14 protein-coding genes are annotated in these 15,223 nt (G+C 64.9%); 6 read left to right on the top strand and 8 right to left on the bottom strand.

Annotated features, from left to right (window positions below; all coding sequences use genetic code 11):
• Nucleotides 1-314: 314 nt before the first annotated feature.
• From RF641_RS03180 to RF641_RS03170, 3 genes are read right to left on the bottom strand one after another with little or no spacing between them, the layout of a single operon-like run.
• Nucleotides 315-989 (bottom strand): response regulator, encoded by a 675-nt coding sequence (locus tag RF641_RS03180; protein ID WP_424572487.1) that lies wholly within the window; start codon nt 987-989, stop codon nt 315-317.
• Nucleotides 986-2,188, bottom strand: a complete 1,203-nt coding sequence (locus RF641_RS03175) for a sensor histidine kinase (RefSeq protein ID WP_424572486.1) — start codon at nt 2,186-2,188, stop codon at nt 986-988. Before RF641_RS03175 ends, RF641_RS03180 begins: the two co-directional genes overlap by 4 nt.
• On the bottom strand, nt 2,182-2,514 hold the full coding sequence (locus tag RF641_RS03170; protein WP_146955865.1) for a hypothetical protein: 333 nt from the start codon (nt 2,512-2,514) through the stop codon (nt 2,182-2,184). The genes RF641_RS03175 and RF641_RS03170 overlap by 7 nt, the downstream gene beginning before the upstream one ends.
• A 306-nt stretch (nt 2,515-2,820) precedes the next feature.
• Here RF641_RS03170 and RF641_RS03165 point away from each other — a divergent pair, with 306 nt between their 5' ends.
• On the top strand, nt 2,821-3,966 hold the full coding sequence (locus RF641_RS03165) for a YihY/virulence factor BrkB family protein (RefSeq protein WP_424572485.1): 1,146 nt from the start codon (nt 2,821-2,823) through the stop codon (nt 3,964-3,966).
• Between the two features lie 77 nt (nt 3,967-4,043).
• On the opposite strand, the gene RF641_RS03160 is transcribed toward RF641_RS03165, so the two are convergent.
• Together RF641_RS03160 and RF641_RS03155 are read right to left on the bottom strand one after the other, a co-directional pair.
• On the bottom strand, nt 4,044-4,493 hold the full coding sequence (locus RF641_RS03160; protein WP_082124095.1) for a hypothetical protein: 450 nt from the start codon (nt 4,491-4,493) through the stop codon (nt 4,044-4,046).
• A gap of 502 nt (nt 4,494-4,995) precedes the next feature.
• Nucleotides 4,996-6,066, bottom strand: coding sequence for a hypothetical protein (locus RF641_RS03155; protein ID WP_424572484.1), 1,071 nt, complete (start codon nt 6,064-6,066; stop codon nt 4,996-4,998).
• Nucleotides 6,067-6,240: 174 nt separating this feature from the next.
• On the opposite strand from RF641_RS03155, the gene rimP reads away from it, so the two are divergent.
• From rimP to rbfA, 5 genes are all read left to right on the top strand, one after another.
• Complete coding sequence (gene rimP / locus RF641_RS03150; RefSeq protein ID WP_082344667.1) at nt 6,241-6,807, top strand: ribosome maturation factor RimP; 567 nt, start codon at nt 6,241-6,243, stop codon at nt 6,805-6,807.
• A gap of 2 nt (nt 6,808-6,809) precedes the next feature.
• Nucleotides 6,810-7,793, top strand: a complete 984-nt coding sequence (gene nusA / locus RF641_RS03145; RefSeq protein WP_047121075.1) for a transcription termination factor NusA — start codon at nt 6,810-6,812, stop codon at nt 7,791-7,793.
• Nucleotides 7,794-7,931: 138 nt separating this feature from the next.
• Entirely contained in the window at nt 7,932-8,252 is a 321-nt protein-coding gene (locus RF641_RS03140) for a YlxR family protein (protein ID WP_082124096.1), read from the top strand.
• 167 nt (nt 8,253-8,419) lie between these two features.
• A complete protein-coding gene (infB, locus tag RF641_RS03135; RefSeq protein WP_424572483.1) occupies nt 8,420-11,359 on the top strand; it encodes a translation initiation factor IF-2 in 2,940 nt (979 codons plus the stop codon).
• A 100-nt stretch (nt 11,360-11,459) separates the two neighbouring features.
• Nucleotides 11,460-11,900 (top strand): 30S ribosome-binding factor RbfA, encoded by a 441-nt coding sequence (gene rbfA / locus RF641_RS03130; RefSeq protein WP_047121077.1) that lies wholly within the window; start codon nt 11,460-11,462, stop codon nt 11,898-11,900.
• A gap of 132 nt (nt 11,901-12,032) precedes the next feature.
• Here the strand turns inward: rbfA and RF641_RS03125 are convergent, their stop codons facing one another.
• From RF641_RS03125 to sigK, 3 genes are all read right to left on the bottom strand, one after another.
• Nucleotides 12,033-13,586 carry a molybdopterin-dependent oxidoreductase gene (locus RF641_RS03125; RefSeq protein WP_424572482.1) on the bottom strand — a complete coding sequence of 518 codons (1,554 nt, stop codon included), beginning with the start codon at nt 13,584-13,586 and terminating at the stop codon, nt 12,033-12,035.
• A 104-nt stretch (nt 13,587-13,690) separates the two neighbouring features.
• Nucleotides 13,691-14,506, bottom strand: a complete 816-nt coding sequence (locus RF641_RS03120; RefSeq protein ID WP_424572481.1) for an anti-sigma factor — start codon at nt 14,504-14,506, stop codon at nt 13,691-13,693.
• Entirely contained in the window at nt 14,506-15,075 is a 570-nt protein-coding gene (gene sigK, locus RF641_RS03115) for an ECF RNA polymerase sigma factor SigK (RefSeq protein WP_113606666.1), read from the bottom strand. Before sigK ends, RF641_RS03120 begins: the two co-directional genes overlap by 1 nt.
• Nucleotides 15,076-15,223: the final 148 nt, after the last annotated feature.

Raw genomic sequence — 15,223 nt, 5'->3', positions numbered from 1 at the left:
GGAGCGGCCGCGGCAGGGCCGTGGAAAAGGATAATGCCCATTGCGTGCCCGGCGAAGACCCGGGTACACAATGGGCTTGTGGTTATCCTCCCCCAAGGAACACCACAATCGATTCCGTTGAGTGACGCAAAGTTCGTCATGCCGAACAGATTGCGGTGAAGACCGCTCAACCGATTAGGAATCTTTATCTCTATTACGCGTGGTCGAGAACCTGCGCGTATTTCAAAATGCCTCTCCAAGGTGCCCGAAGAGATCCATTTCCCTTAAATCATCGCTTAGAATTCGAGGTAAAGCGTCATACCAGGACGGTATGTTCAGGCCGGCAGCGGGTCGTCCGGGCGGACGAAACCCGAGCGATAGGCCAACGCGACCACCGCGGCGCGGTCCCGGGCACCGGTCTTGAACAGGATCCTGGCAACATGTGTTTTCACCGTCGCCTCGCTGAGCACCAGCGACTCGAGAATCTGCTGGTTTGACCGTCCGGCGGCAACATGGCGCAGGACTTCCTGCTCCCTGCGGGTGAGCACCTGGCGGATGTCAATCTGCTCATCGCTGCGCTCGCGCAATTTGGCCACCAGCCGCGTGGCCGCGGTGGCATCAAGCCAGGTATCCCCGCCGGCTACCCGGCGCAGCGCATCGGCAATTTCGGTGGGGGACGCGTGCTTGAGCAGGTAGCCGCTGGCGCCGGCCTGGAGCGAGGAGACGACGATGTCCTCGTCATCGAACGTTGTCATGATCAGCACCCGGACCAGATGGTCCGGGTCACTGCCGTTCTGCCGGATGAGCTCGCTGGTTGCGGTGACCCCGTCCATGCCCGGCATGCGCACATCCATCAAAAGCACATCGGGAGCGACCTCTTGGGCGAGAGCCAGGGCTTCGGCACCGGATCCAGCCTGTCCGACGATTTCAATGTCGTCCTCCGCGGAGAGAATCATGCTGATCCCGGCTCGAACCTGGGGCTGGTCGTCAACAATCACCACTCGAATCACGACGCCTCCTGGGTCTTTGCTGTATCCGTACTTCGCTGGTCGGAGGCGGAAGCATCTTCGGGCTTGTCGACCGGAAGCGAGGCCTTGAGCAGGTAACCGCCAGGGGTTGGGCCGTGGCTCAGCGAACCACCGGAGACTCCGACCCGCTCGCGTAGTCCGAGCAGCCCGAAACCGCCGGATACCGCAGGCCTTTTCGCGACCCCGGAAATGGACGTCACGGAGATCGTCAGTTCCGTCGGCATCCAGTGCGTCGCGATTTCCACCCGGCAGCCTTCGCCACCGTGCTTCATCGCATTGGACAGGCCTTCCTGCACAACGCGGTAGCCGGCATGGCTGATACTGGGGTCCAGCATTTGCGCTTCGCCGTTGCAGGTCACCACGACATCGAGGCCGGAATCCTGCGCTGACGAAACCAGCGAGGGGATGTCGTCAAAGGAATGCGACTGCCCGACCTGGGATTCTTCCTCGCTGCGCAGCATGCCCAGCAGTCGGTGCAGCTCGCGCATGCTCTGCTCGGCGGTCACCTGGATGTCGGCGAGCACCGGGTCGACCTTCTCGAACTCTGCGCCCTTCTTCAAGATTGCGCGCACACCGGCGACCTGTAGCACCACAGCGGTCATGGAGTGCGCTACCGAGTCATGCAGGTCGCGGCTGATGCGCAGGCGCTCTCCGGCGCGGGCTTCCTCCAGCGCAGCGTCAGCCCACCGCCGTTCGGTTTGCAACCGGTGCTCGGTTCTCCGCTGCGTCCGGGCGGCGAAGTAGCAGAGGAATGCAACTGCGGCATAGAAGCCGATATTCCACGCCATCAGACCCAGCAGATCCTCGGATCGGCCGTCGTAGCTCACGGAGCTGTAGGTCGCCACGAAAACAGGCAGGATCATTCCCGCCAGTGCCGTATTAGCCACTCGCGTGCTCGAATGCCGGACCATGAGGAAAAACGCCATGTAGGTTCCGACGATTCCAACGATGGAGGCCACCGCGAGACCCAGCAGCGAGATGAGGAGGAAAACGCTGAACCCTATCCAGATCCTGCGCTGGATCAGCAGGACCGCATACGCGCTAATCAGCGCTACGGGGACCAGCCACACCGGCAGCACCGCACCGCCCGGCGTGGTGACGGCTCCTTGCCACAGGAACAGGTCAAATACGAAGGCGAACAGGCCGACAACTACACGCACAACGTGCCGGCGCTTTAGCATCCCGGAAGCCATGGAAACAGCCGGCACCAGGGGGATTCCCCGAGGTCGTCGTCGGGGTCCAGACCTTGGAAGCCTGGCGGGAAGGCGTCGTGCCCGACATGCAGGGTGCCCGTTTCCAGGAGCAGCAGGGTCCAAGGCTCCCAACCCTTGAGCTCGCGGCCGACGTAGCGGATCGTTGCGGGTTCGACATGCTTGCCGTGGATATCAACATGGACGGACTCGCCCAAGCCGCCAGCCTGGACCAGGATTGCGTCGGATCGGATAGCCCAGCCGACCAGCAACAAATCGTCGACATGGACCGGATATGAACGGGCAACAGGAAGCAAGGGGCGATTTTTCCCCGACGTTGCGCCCCCGGAAGTCTCTGACATGGTGTTCTCCTCAAGCGAGTGCCGTTAGAAGAATCGTGACACATTCGCTATCCGGGTGCATCATCCGTGCACTGTATGTCTGCCTCAGGCCCTTGACACCGTCGGCCAGCTGGCGCAGGGGAGGTCTGTGCCGTAGAGCGCTCCGGGCAAGGAAGCTGGTTTCAGACTGTGTATTGGGGAAAGTATGTTGAGCCGATGCGGTAACCCTGTTTGAATGGCCGAAAGGGTACGTACAGAACACGCAGACTTCGGGGTGGGCAGATGTCCGATAACAACCAGACGAATCCACTGGGTACGGAAGCGCAACCGGGCACCAGCATGACCGGGCTTGCCGGCATTGACGAGGAATTTGAAACAGCGGTCAAGACGCAACTGGACAAGCCGCAAAGGCTGCGCGCGGATTCATGGAAATATGTCGTTAAACGCTCCCTGCATGAGTTCTCCAGGAACAAATGCACCGATCTGGCCGCGGCGCTGACCTACTACACCATGCTCTCGATTTTCCCGGCATTGCTGGCAGTTGTCTCCTTGCTGGGCGTCGTCGGGCAGGCGGAGACCACCACTAAATCGATGCTGTCGCTGCTGGAGGAATTCGCCAGCCCGCAGGTGGTAGAAACGCTGCGCCAACCCATCGAGCAGCTGACCTCGACACCCGCGGCGGGGCTGGCTTTGGCCGCTGGTCTCTTGGGCGCGATCTGGAGTGCCTCCGGGTACGTCGGTGCGTTCGGCCGGGCAATGAACCAGATCTATTCGGTGGATGAAGGCCGTCCGTTCTACAAGCTCAAGCCGATGATGCTTCTGGTGACGCTTTTCCTGCTGGTTGCCGCGGCGGTCATGGGCGCCTTGTTTGTGCTGTCCGGTCCCATCGCCCAGAAACTGGGCAACTTCATCGGGCTCGGGGAATCGGCGCTGCTGGTATGGAATATCGCCAAATGGCCGGTGATGGCCGTCTTCGCGGTCATGCTGGTCGCGGTGCTCTACTACGGGACCCCGAACGTCAAGCACGCAAAGTTCAGGGTGCTCAGTGTCGGGGCCTTTGTCGCACTCATCGTCCTGGCACTGGCCACGTCCGGCTTCTTCTTCTATGTCTCCAACTTCGGGAACTACAACAAGACCTACGGCGCGATCGGTGGCGTCATCGTGCTTCTGCTCTGGATCTGGATCGCCAACTTGTCGCTGCTCTTTGGCGCGGTGCTGGATGCCGAGCTCGAACGCGGTCGCGAACTGCAGGCAGGTCTCAGCGCCGAGCATTCCCTGCAGCTGCCGCCGCGCGATGTCGCCGGACTGCAAAAACAGACTCAACAGAAGGAGCAGGACATTCGCGACGGCGAACAGATCAGGATCGTGAGCGAAATCGCCGCGGTCGACAAGGTCGAGCAGGAATCCGGGCAACGGGAACGCGATTAGAAAACGAAACGCCAGCCGCTTCGGGCCGCCCGCAAGGAGCTGGACCGGAAGTGCGGCTGGCGAAGATGGAGTCGAATTCAGGCGCGGCGGACGTCGACGGCGCTGGGCAGCCCCGGGTACTTCACTCCTGCAGACTTCTGCAGTGGAGGAATTGCGTGGGCGATTGCGCTGTGTGTCAGCGGTGCGACCCGGAAGGTCAGGCATGGGGTCGATTGCGCTTCGCGGTAAAGGTCCAAGATGGAGTCCTTCGCGTCGCGTGGGGCGACAACTTCAAGATCGGTGCATCCAATCACGACATAGGTGAAGCAGAGGTCGTTGGACTGCGGATCCAGCGTCGCGATCAACACCGGCGGTTGGTGCACTACTGTCAAGGCCATGACATCGGTGAGCTTCTCGTCATGCTGGGCGATGACGATGGGCATGCCCTCACTCCAACCATGCTCCTTCAATACCTCTCGACCGTGGCGCGACCCGATGGTCTCCGCAGCGAGCTCTGCGATCTTCGAGCGGACAATGCGTCCTGTCATGGTTTTCTACCTCTATCTGATGGGAGCAAAACGAGTGGCTGCACTGGCTGAAGCCTGGCACTCGAAGCGGAATATTCCTCTCCGGAAAAATGACGGATTCGATGATTTAAAATCTCGAATTTAAAACTTCTAATAATTAGACCCTAACTCTCATAGGGCAAAATTGCGAGGTCGAATCATTCGGTTCGAACGGGGAGCGATCCGGTTCTCCGAGGATGCCGATCTTCGGAAAGTACGTAAAGGAACTGGTCGATGTAGGTTTTATCGAGAGCTGAGGACGGCAGGACGGTAGCTGTCGTGCCGATTTGAAGTTTTTATGAACCAGGGAATTCACTTGGCGGAAAGCGAAGATTTCACTTGGTGGGCACGAGGCCGCAAGAATAAACTTGCCGCCGGAATGCTGGATTTATTTTTACTGCTGTGGTGGTGTGGAATTCGGTAATGGTTCGAGAATTGGACGGTGCCGGTTCGGTTGCGCGGCGGAGACCTGGAAGCGAGCGCTCTACTCGGCGCGCGAGCGCAGGATGCGCTCCGCCTCGGACTGCGACTGCTGGGCGCCCAATGCGCTATTGACGACACCGGCAACGGTGGATCGCTGGTCCCCGGTGATATTCCCCGCCGCCGCGAGCAGCGCATTCGAGTAGTCGGATTGTGCCGCAGCGGCGACCTTTTCCAGCCGGTCCAGCCCGTTCTCCGGGAGCTCGTAGGCGGGCAGGCGGAGATCCGGGCAGTCCTCGGGCAAGGCTGAACGCAGGGTGCGCAGCTGTGAGTTCAGGGCGGTCCGCTGCTTTTCTGCTGCTTGCGCCGTCGCGTTGCCGCCCCTGGCCGCGTTGAGCTGCAAGGTGTAGTCCAAGGCGTATCCGCGATCCAGGGCGCGGGCCAGCACGACGGGTTCAAGGAGTTCCTGGTCTGCTGGCGACGACGTGCCTTCGATCAAGCTGTGGTCAGCAAGGCATGCCACGGTTTGCGCGGCCTCCGGCGAGTCCGCCTTGCCTGCGCTGATTGCCGGGGGCAGCTGTGCCGCTTGTTTCTTGTCCACCAGCTTCAAGGCGTCCCGGGCATCGAAGTTGATCTGGAACGCTATTCGCGCCAAAGTCTCGCCACGCTGGAGATCGGGATCAGCGAACTCGGGAATGCTCGAACTCAAGGTCGCGACCGATGACGCCAAGGCGGCCAGTTTTTCGGGGGAGTAGCTCTCCGGCGCGTCGGCCGGAGGCTGGTCGTCGAAATGCAGCTCGCCCAGCAGGGCCGCGCCCTGCGAGAGCGACGTGCCCAGATCGGCAAGCGCCGCGGCGATCTTCTCGTTCTCGGCCAGGGAAGCCATCGCGGCCGCCTGGCTTCCCAGGTCGGCCAGTTGGGCTCCGTACCCCCACTGCGCCTGTTGGTCGGCCGAAGCCTCGCTGACTGCATCCGGAAGGCCGCGGTCGACTAGCGCGCCGCGGAACACTGTGACGCCGATTCCCCAGGTGGCGGCCCCGGCAATGGAAGCGACCAGCACCGGGGCGATCCAGCCGGGGGCGCGTTTGGCCGGCGGCTGAACGGGCTTTGCGGGGCGGGGCGATGGATCAGTCATAGCGAAATGATCATCCCATGAAGTGGGCCGGCGACCCGGCCTTTGGCCATTCTTCCGTGGCGTGGTGCAAAAGACTGGCGTGAGTTCCTTCACCTGAGCCGGTCAACGAGTTCTCAAGCGGGGTTCGGGGAGATACGCTTAACGGACAACATCGAATAGCGTGGGAGGATATCCATGACCGGTATGCCGGCCGATACCGAACAGGAAGCGCAGCGTCTGAGTACTGCGTTGAAACCGGAAGTAGAATCCCACGGATTAATTCTGGAAGAAGTCTCTCTTCGCCCGTCGGGCAAGCAGATGATCATCCAGGTCATCGTCGACAAGGCCGACGGCCGCGAGTCGGTGAATCTCGATGCGCTCGGTGAAGTCACCACCACCATTTCAAACGCCTTGGATAAGGACGTCGTCTACGCCTCGGCATCCCCCTATGAACTTGAAGTCAGCTCGCCAGGCCTGTCCCGTCCGCTGACCGCGCCACGCCACTGGGTGCGCGCACTGAACCGCATGGTCAAGCTCACGCTGACCGACGGCACCAAGCTTCGCGGACGCATTAACGAGGTTTCCGACGACGAGGTCGTTATTGCCGAACACCGGGAGCCTGCCAAAAAGGGCATGAAGACCAAGATCCTTGATCCAGTCAGCTACTCCTTTGAAAACATCCGCAAGGCCGTGGTCGATCCGGAGCTGAACTTCGACGACGAGCTGTTTGACACCATTGACACTGAAGATTTGGAGGGCTAGGCGTGGATATTGATCTCGACGCACTACGCATTCTGGAAAAAGACCGCGATATCCCGATGGATGTCCTGATCCCGACCATCGAGTCCGCGCTGCTGCTTGCCTACAACAAGACCGAAGGCGCCATGCCCGGCGCCCGTGCCCACATCGAGCGCAGCAACGGCCACGTCTCGATCCTCGTTGAGGACCGCGACGCAGCCGGCGTGCTGCTGGGCGAATTCGACGACACCCCGCACGGCTTCGGCCGCATCGCGGCGTCGACCGCGCGCCAGGTCATCATGCAGCGCTTGCGCGAAGCAGAGGATGCCCAGGTTGTCGGCGAATACGCCGCCCGCGTGGGCACCCTGATCTCCGGTGTCATCCAGCAGGGCTACTCCTCGCACATGGTGCAGGTCAACATCGGCGCCGTCGAAGCGCTGCTGCCTCCCGTGGAGCAGGTGCCGGGCGAGAAGTACCAGCACGGCAACCGCCTGCGCGCCTACGTGGTCTCCGCGGAACGCGGCAACAAGGGCCCTGCCGTGACCTTGTCGCGGTCGCACCCGAACCTGGTTCGCCTGCTGTTCGAAATGGAAGTTCCCGAGATCGCCGACGGCACCGTCGTGGTCGAGGCACTGGCCCGCGAAGCCGGGCACCGCACCAAGATCGCCGTCCGCGCCACCAAGCCGGGCGTCAACGCCAAGGGCGCCTGCATCGGCGAAATGGGCACCCGCGTGCGCGCCGTGATGAACGAGCTGAGCGACGAGAAGATCGATATCGTTGACTACAACGAGGATCCGGCCAAGTTCATTGCCGCCGCCCTGTCGCCGTCGAAGGTGGTCTCCGTGGAGATCCTGGATGAAGCCGAACGCCGCGCCCGCGTGGTGGTTCCGGATTCCCAGCTTTCGCTGGCCATCGGCAAGGAAGGGCAGAACGCCCGACTGGCCGCCAAGCTGACCGGCTGGCGCATCGACATCCTGGCCGCTTCGGGCGGCAAGGAGCCCCAGTACTAGAACTGGCTGGGATAAGTTTGCGGTCTGCCGCGGTGCGCCCTGAACGTGTGTGATACCAAACTCACGCGCACACCGGGGCGCAAACGCGCTAGACTGGTAGTTGGTTCATTTCAACGGGAAGGTGGCGACGACGCTCGCATGAAGCTGCATCAGCAACGCACGTGCATTGGCTGTCGGACCTCTACCTCCAGAAATGATCTGATTCGTTGGGTTCTCACCGAGCAGGCACCGCTTCACGCGGTGCTTCTTGATGTCGGCGCTTCCGCCCCTGGGCGGGGCGCCTGGACCCACGGGATTGAAAAGTGTGTGCGGCAGGCAGTGCAGCGACGAGCGTTCTCCAGGGCTTTCAAGTCCGCGGTCAACGCCGATACGGTGCTCGCGCAATTCACCGCATACGAAGATCGACCGGCCGCAGGCCGGCCATCTGGCAAACATGATGAAAGCGGGTCAGAAATCTGATGGCAACCCGATGAGTCCGCAATGTTGAGCGCACACCGATGAACAATCAGTTCTGCGTGATCCACCGTGCGGCGGAAGAATTTCACGAATTACACAGCTGATCTGCCAGAACACCTAAGTCCCCAGGGACTCGGGGTTTATGCAGATCACATCAAAACAGGAGAGATGTGGCTAAACCCCGCGTTCACGAGCTCGCCAAAGAGCTCGGAATCACTTCGAAAGAAGCACTGACCAAACTGCAGGACATGGGCGAGTTCGTTCGCTCCGCGTCCTCAACCGTTGAGCCTCCGGTCGCCCGCAAGCTGCGCGACGCATTCCCGGGCGCCAATGGCGGCGCAGCCAAGCCTGCCGCCGCACGTCCGGCGGCAACCCCGGGCGCCGGCCGCCCGGCTGCTCCGAAGCCAGCTGGCGCCAAGACTGCTGCTACTCCGGGCCCGCGTCCGGCAGCCAAGCCTGCCGACGCCGCGCCGAAGACCGCACCGGCTGCCCCAGCGGCACCGGCAGCCCCGGCTGCACCGAAGGCCCAGGCCACCCCGGGCGCACCTGTCCCAGGTGCCCCGAAGCCAGGCGCCCGTCCGGCTCCGAAGCCGGGCACCCCGCGTCCGGGCAACAACCCGTTCAGCTCCCAGCAGGGCATGCGCACCGGCGAATCGACCGACCGCCGTGGCGGCGGCCGCGATGGTTCGCGCGCTCCTCGTCCGGGTGCTCCGCGTCCAGGCGGCCCACGCCCGGGCAACAACCCGTTCAGCTCCCAGCAGGGCATGCGCTCCGAGGGCGGCCAGGGCGGCCCGCGTCCATCACGCGACGGCCAGCGCGGCCCGCGTCCGGGCGGCGCAGGCCAGGGCGGTCCACGCCCATTACGCGACGGCCAGCGCGGCCCGCGTCCAGCTGGCCAGGGCGGTCCACGTCCAGCCGGTGCCGGTGGCCCGCGTCCAGCCGGCCAGGGCGGCCCACGTCCAGCCGGGGCCGGCGGACCACGCCCAGCAGGCGCACCGCGTCCGGGCGGCACCACTGCCACCCCGCGCATGATGCCTAACCGCACCGATCGTCCGGCTCCGGCCGGCGGCGGTCGCCCAGGCGCAGGCGCCGGCGGCCGTGGTCGTCCAGGCGGCGCAGGTGGCGGCGGCGGTACCGGTGGCGGCTTCCGCCCAGGTGCACCACGCGGCCGCGGCGGCGTGGGCGGTGCCTTCGGCAAGGGAGGCGCCGGTCGCGGCAAGCAGCGCAAGTCCAAGCGCGCGAAGCGCCAGGAATTGGAGCAGATGAGCGCTCCGTCGTTGGGCGGCGTGAATGTTCCACGCGGCACCGGCGACACCGAGATCCGTCTGCGCCGCGGCGCATCGATCACCGATTTCGCTGACAAGATCGGCGCAAACCCGGCCGCACTGGTGACCGTGCTGTTCCACCTCGGTGAAATGGCCACCGCCACCCAGTCGCTGGATGAGGCAACCTTCGAGGTCCTCGGCGAAGAGCTGGGCTACAAGGTTTCGGTCGTCTCCCCGGAGGACGAGGACAAGGAACTGCTCGAAGGCTTCGGTCTGGACCTGGATGCCGAGCTCGAGGCTGAGGGCGAGGACGTGCTCGAGGAGCGCGCCCCGGTCATCACCATCATGGGCCACGTCGACCACGGTAAGACCCGACTGCTGGATGCCATCCGCCAGTCCAACGTGATCGAGGGCGAGCACGGCGGCATCACCCAGCACATCGGCGCCTACCAGATCACCCACGAGCACGAGGGCCGCGAACGCGCGATGACCTTCATCGATACCCCGGGCCACGAGGCGTTCACCGCCATGCGTGCCCGTGGTGCCGAGGTCACCGACGTGGCTGTGCTGGTGGTCGCAGCGGACGACGGCGTCATGCCGCAGACCGTTGAGGCGCTGAACCACGCGCAGGCCGCAGGCGTGCCGATCATCGTCGCAGTGAACAAGGTCGACAAGCCGGAAGCCAACCCGGACAAGGTCATGGGCCAGCTCACCGAGTACGGCCTGGTGCCCGAGGAATACGGTGGCGACACCATGTTCGTGAAGGTTTCCGCGCTGCAGAAGCTGGGCATCGAGGAACTGCTCGACGCCGTGCTGCTGACCAGCGACGTCATGGAGCTGCAGGCGAACCCCGACAAGTCCGCCCGCGGTGTGGCCATCGAAGCCAACCTGGACAAGGGCCGCGGTTCCGTAGTCACCGTCCTGGTGCAGTCAGGTACCCTCGCAGTCGGCGACACCATGGTGGTGGGCACCGCCCACGGCCGCGTGCGCGCAATGTTCAACGAGAACGGCGAGAACCTGGACATCGCCCTGCCGTCGCGTCCGGTGCAGGTTCTCGGCCTGTCCTCCGTGCCGCGTGCAGGCGACAGCTTCCTGGTCACCGAGGACGAGCGCACCGCCCGCCAGATCGCCGACAAGCGCGAGACCGCTGAGCGCAACGCCATGCTGGCCAAGCGCCGCAAGCGCATCACTCTGGAGGACTTCGACAAGGCAGTGGCCGAGGGCAAGATCGATACCCTCAACCTGATCCTGAAGGGCGACGCCTCCGGTGCCGTCGAGGCACTGGAAGACTCGCTGATGAAGATCGACGTGGGCGAGGACGTGCAGCTGCGCGTCATCCACCGCGGCGTCGGCGCGATCACCCAGAACGACGTCAACCTGGCGACCGTGGACAACGCGATCATCATTGGCTTCAACGTGCGTCCTGCTGAGCGCGTTGCCGAAATGGCCGACAAGGAAGGCGTTGACATGCGCTTCTACTCGGTCATCTACGCAGCCATCGACGACATCGAAGCGGCGCTCAAGGGCATGCTCAAGCCGGAGTACGAAGAAGTGGAGCTGGGCACCGCCGAGATCCGCATGGTCTTCCGCTCCTCGAAGTTCGGCAATATCGCCGGTTCGATCATCCGCTCGGGCACCATCAAGCGCAACACCAAGGCCCGCCTGGTGCGCGACGGCAACGTAGTCGCCGACAACCTGTCGATCGACTCGCTGCGCCGCGAGAAGGACGACGTCACCGAAGTCCGCGAGGGCTTCGAGTGCGGTATCGGCCTGGGGTCGTTCAACGACATCAAGGAAGGCGACATCATCGAGACCTTCGAGATGCGCGAGAAGCCACGCGCCTAGCAGCAACCCGCTGGTAGCTTCGTGACTTGCCGATTCGTGGGCGTTTGACCGCTTCCAAGCGGTCAGGCGCCCACGAATTTTGAACCATAAGGAGAAAATCATGGCTGATTCAGCCCGTGCCGCACGCCTTGCCAAGCGCGTGCAGGTCCTCATGGCCCAGTCCCTGCGCACCGTCATCAAGGACGAGCGCATCGACAACGTGACGGTGACCGACGCCCGCGTCACCAACGACCTGCAGCACGCCACCGTGTACTACACGGTGTTCGGCGACGACACTGCCAAGGCAGAAATCGCCGAGCTGCTGTCCAAGCGCGGGGGAGCCCTGCGCAAGGAGCTGGGCCGCAACCTGACCATCCGGCTGACCCCGACGCTGACCTTCGTGGCCGACGAGATCCCCGAGGGCGCTTCGCACCTTGAGGAACTGCTGGCCAAGGCCCGCGAGAAGGACGCCGAGGTCGCGGCCCTGCGCGAAGGCAAGCACTTCGCCGGCGACGAGGACCCGTACAAGAAGGACGAGGACCAGGACGCGGAACAGGCCTAGGCGCACCTGCGCTGCCTGGCCCGGATCCGGGGCCCACAGCCGGGAAATCCCCGGCGCCTGCACGATGCATATCGTGCAGGCGCCGGGGATTTCGTTTTTCCCGATACCTTGCGCCGCCCGCGGCGGCGCGGCTCATTCCACCGTGAACTGCACCCGGTGCCAGCCTGACGCTCCGTCGGGCACCGGGTCGGCGCGCTCTTCGGTCTGCAGCTTGCCGCTGCGGTCGTAGGCCCGCACGGCGACCGCATGCGTGCCGGGCGCCGCGTCCTCCCAGCGGTAGCTCCATTGCCGCCAGGTATCGAGTGTCGCCTCCTCGGCCAGCGTTGCCTCGCGCCAGGAACCGCCGTCGATGCTGACCTGGACCCGGGAAATGCCGCGGGTCTGCGCCCAGGCGCTGCCGCCGAGATCCACCCGTCCGGCGGGCACCGTGGCGAAGGACTGCGGGGTGTCCACGCGGGATGACATCTTTATCGGGCCGCGTTCGGACCAGCCGCGGGTGGTCCAGTAGGCCGCCTTGTCCGCGAAGCGGGTCACCTCAAGGTCCACCACCCATTTGGTGGCCGAGACGTACCCGTAGAGCCCGGGAACCACCATGCGCACCGGGAAGCCGTGCTCCATGGGCAGCGCCTCGCCGTTCATGCCCACGGCCAGCAGCGCCATGCGTTCATCGGTCAGGGCTTCGAGCGGGGTGGACGCGCTGAATCCGTCGATCGAGGTGGACAGCACCATGTCCGCGCCCGCGGCCGGCTTGGCGCGGGCCAGCACCTCGCGCAGCGGATAGCCCAGCCACTTTGCGTTGCCCACCAGATCCCCGCCCACCGGGTTCGAAACGCAGGTCAGCGTCAGGTAGTGCTCCACCAGGTCCTGGCTGAGCAGCTCCTGGAAACTCATCGTGAACTCGTGCTCCACCAGGCCATGGACCCGCAGCGACCACTGCGCCGGGTCGATGCCGGGCACCCTCAACGCGGTGTCGATGCGGTAGAAATCCTGGTTCGGGGTGACGAACTCGGGCATCCCCGCCAGATTGACCTGGGCGCCCGGCGGCACCGCGGGAGCCGTGGTCTTGGCGGCCGGAAGCCGCAGGGCCTTGCGAGCCAGCTGCGCGGTGTTCCGGGCCGCGGACAGCGACGTGGACAGGATGGCGGCGCCCGCCGCGAGCACCACGGCCCCGGCGGCCCCGAGCATGAAGTTGCGCCGGGCCACGCCATCGGGCGACTCCGAGTGCGCGGGATCCAGCCGGGAAGCCAACGAGCACAGCCACCGCAGGACAAGCAGCGCCGCCGCGGTGCCCAGGGCGGTCGGGACCAGATCCAGCGGACCGGTGGATGAACGCGAGATCACCGCGGCGCCCAGGATCCCCGCCAGCACCAGCACCGCTGCCGAGGCCGCGGCGGCGCTGCGCCGCGCCAGCAGGCCGATCAGCGCGGCGAGCACCACGGCCACCGCGCCCATCGAGACGAACAGGGCCAGCTTGTCGTTGGTGCCGAACAGCGAAATCGCCAGGTCCTTCAGCCCCGGCGGGGTGAAGTCGATGACAGCGGAGCCCAGCGCCACCAAAGGTGCTGACGACGAAGCGAAAAAGGCTGACGCCAGCTGGGCGACGCCGAACAGCACCCCGGCCGAGCAGAGCCCCGTCAGCGCATACGCTCCGCGTGCTCCCAGGTTGCGCCTTGGTGTTTCCTTCACGGCATGTCACCTCCGGTGAGTAGCTGCCGCCCGGCGTTCCGGGTCGGCTGGTCCTTCAGCAACTGGTTCGGAGCCGGGCCGGGGGCGGATTGGCCCGGGCATGCTCAGAGTTCCTGGACCATCAGCGGTTCGGTGGTCGGCGCCGGAGAACCCGTGGCCGGTTCAACGGTGATGCCGAAATGCGAGACCCCGTCCATGGCACCGGTAAGCAATTTCAGGCCGTCGGCCCCGGTGCCCGGCAGCATGCCGGCCGGCTGGGCGCCGTCGGCGGAGATGAGCCACAGCTCGTAGCCCTTGTCCTTGGACAGCTCGGGCATTCCGGCGGTGGTGACTGCCATCAGGCCCCGCTCGACGGAATAGGACAGCGTCACCGTCGCCCCGTCGGGCATGGTCTGGGTTTTGGTTTCCACATCCGGCGCGCCCAGCAGCTCGGTGAGCTCGGCCTGGCGAGTGCTGAGATCGGTGAGCTGGGCCTGCAGCTGGCGCTGTTCGGCCTGCTGCAGGTAGACCACGGTTCCCAGCCCCGCCGAGCCCAGCAGCAGGATGGCCGCGGCCAGGGCGAAGAACTTCGCGGACTTGCGGCGGGCAGGCCATCCCTGCCGCGCGGGCACGGAATCCGGGGCTGGCGCGTGCTCGGGCTGCGGAATTGCCGCCGGCTCGTCCGCTCGTTCGTCCGCGGGATCCTCCGCCGGCAGCTGCGGGCGGCGGGCGATCTCCTCCATGAGCCGGGATTTCACCCTGGCCGGCGGGGGCACCGGTGCGCTGCCCAGCGCCAGCATGGCGGCGGTCTCGTCCATGGCATCCATGTCGGCTTGAAGCGCGGGGGAGTTCGCGGCCTGCGCCAGCAGCCTGGCGCGTTCCTCGTCGCTCAGCGCATTCAGGGCGTAGCTGCCGGTCAGCTCGTTCTCGTTCCGTTCCACTACGCCACCCCCATCAGGTCTCGAAGCTTAATCATGCCATCGCGGATGCGCGTCTTGGCGGTGCCCACCGGGATTTTCAGCAGGTCGGCCACCTCGTGGTGCGTGTAGCCCCCGAAGTAGGCCAGTTCGATGGCGGCGCGCTGGGCCTCGCTCAGGCGCTTGAGCGCCTGCACGATGCGCCGGCTCTCGTCATGCAGGATCGCGTTCTCTTCCACGTCGTTGTATTCCGTGCCGATCTCCTGCAGCCCCATGCGCAGGTCTCGTTCGCGGCTCGCCTGGCTGGAGCGGATGCGGTCCACCGTGCGGCGGTGCGCCAGGGTCAGCAACCAGCCCGCGGCGCTGCCGCGGGCAGGGTCGAAGCGGGCCGCATGCTGCCAGGCCTGAACGAAGACTTCCTGCAGGATCTCCTCGCTTTGCGCCTCGTCCCTCAGCAGGCGCCGCACCAGGCCGTACACGCGCGGCGCGAGGCAGTCGTAGAACTGCTCGAAGGCGCGCTCGTCGCCGCCGGCGATACGGCGCAGCAGTTCCTCGGGTGCTGCCGTCACCGGCTCTGGAACTGCGTCGCTCATCTCCGAACTCATGGACCCAAGAATCTCATGCACGAGCCGATCATTCCCATGGCTCTCATCCACCATTCAGTTTCAGGGGCGTTCCCCGCGGGTTCCGGGGCGCGCGGCGCACGGCGACGCCCGGCTCCTGTGCCGGAACCGGACGCCG

This window comes from Arthrobacter sp. 'calajunan' (assembly GCF_046940185.1).
Classification (GTDB): domain Bacteria; phylum Actinomycetota; class Actinomycetes; order Actinomycetales; family Micrococcaceae; genus Glutamicibacter; species Glutamicibacter soli.
The sequence above is the reverse complement of the archived record's forward strand: the minus strand, read 5'-3'. Positions and strand labels throughout refer to the sequence as shown.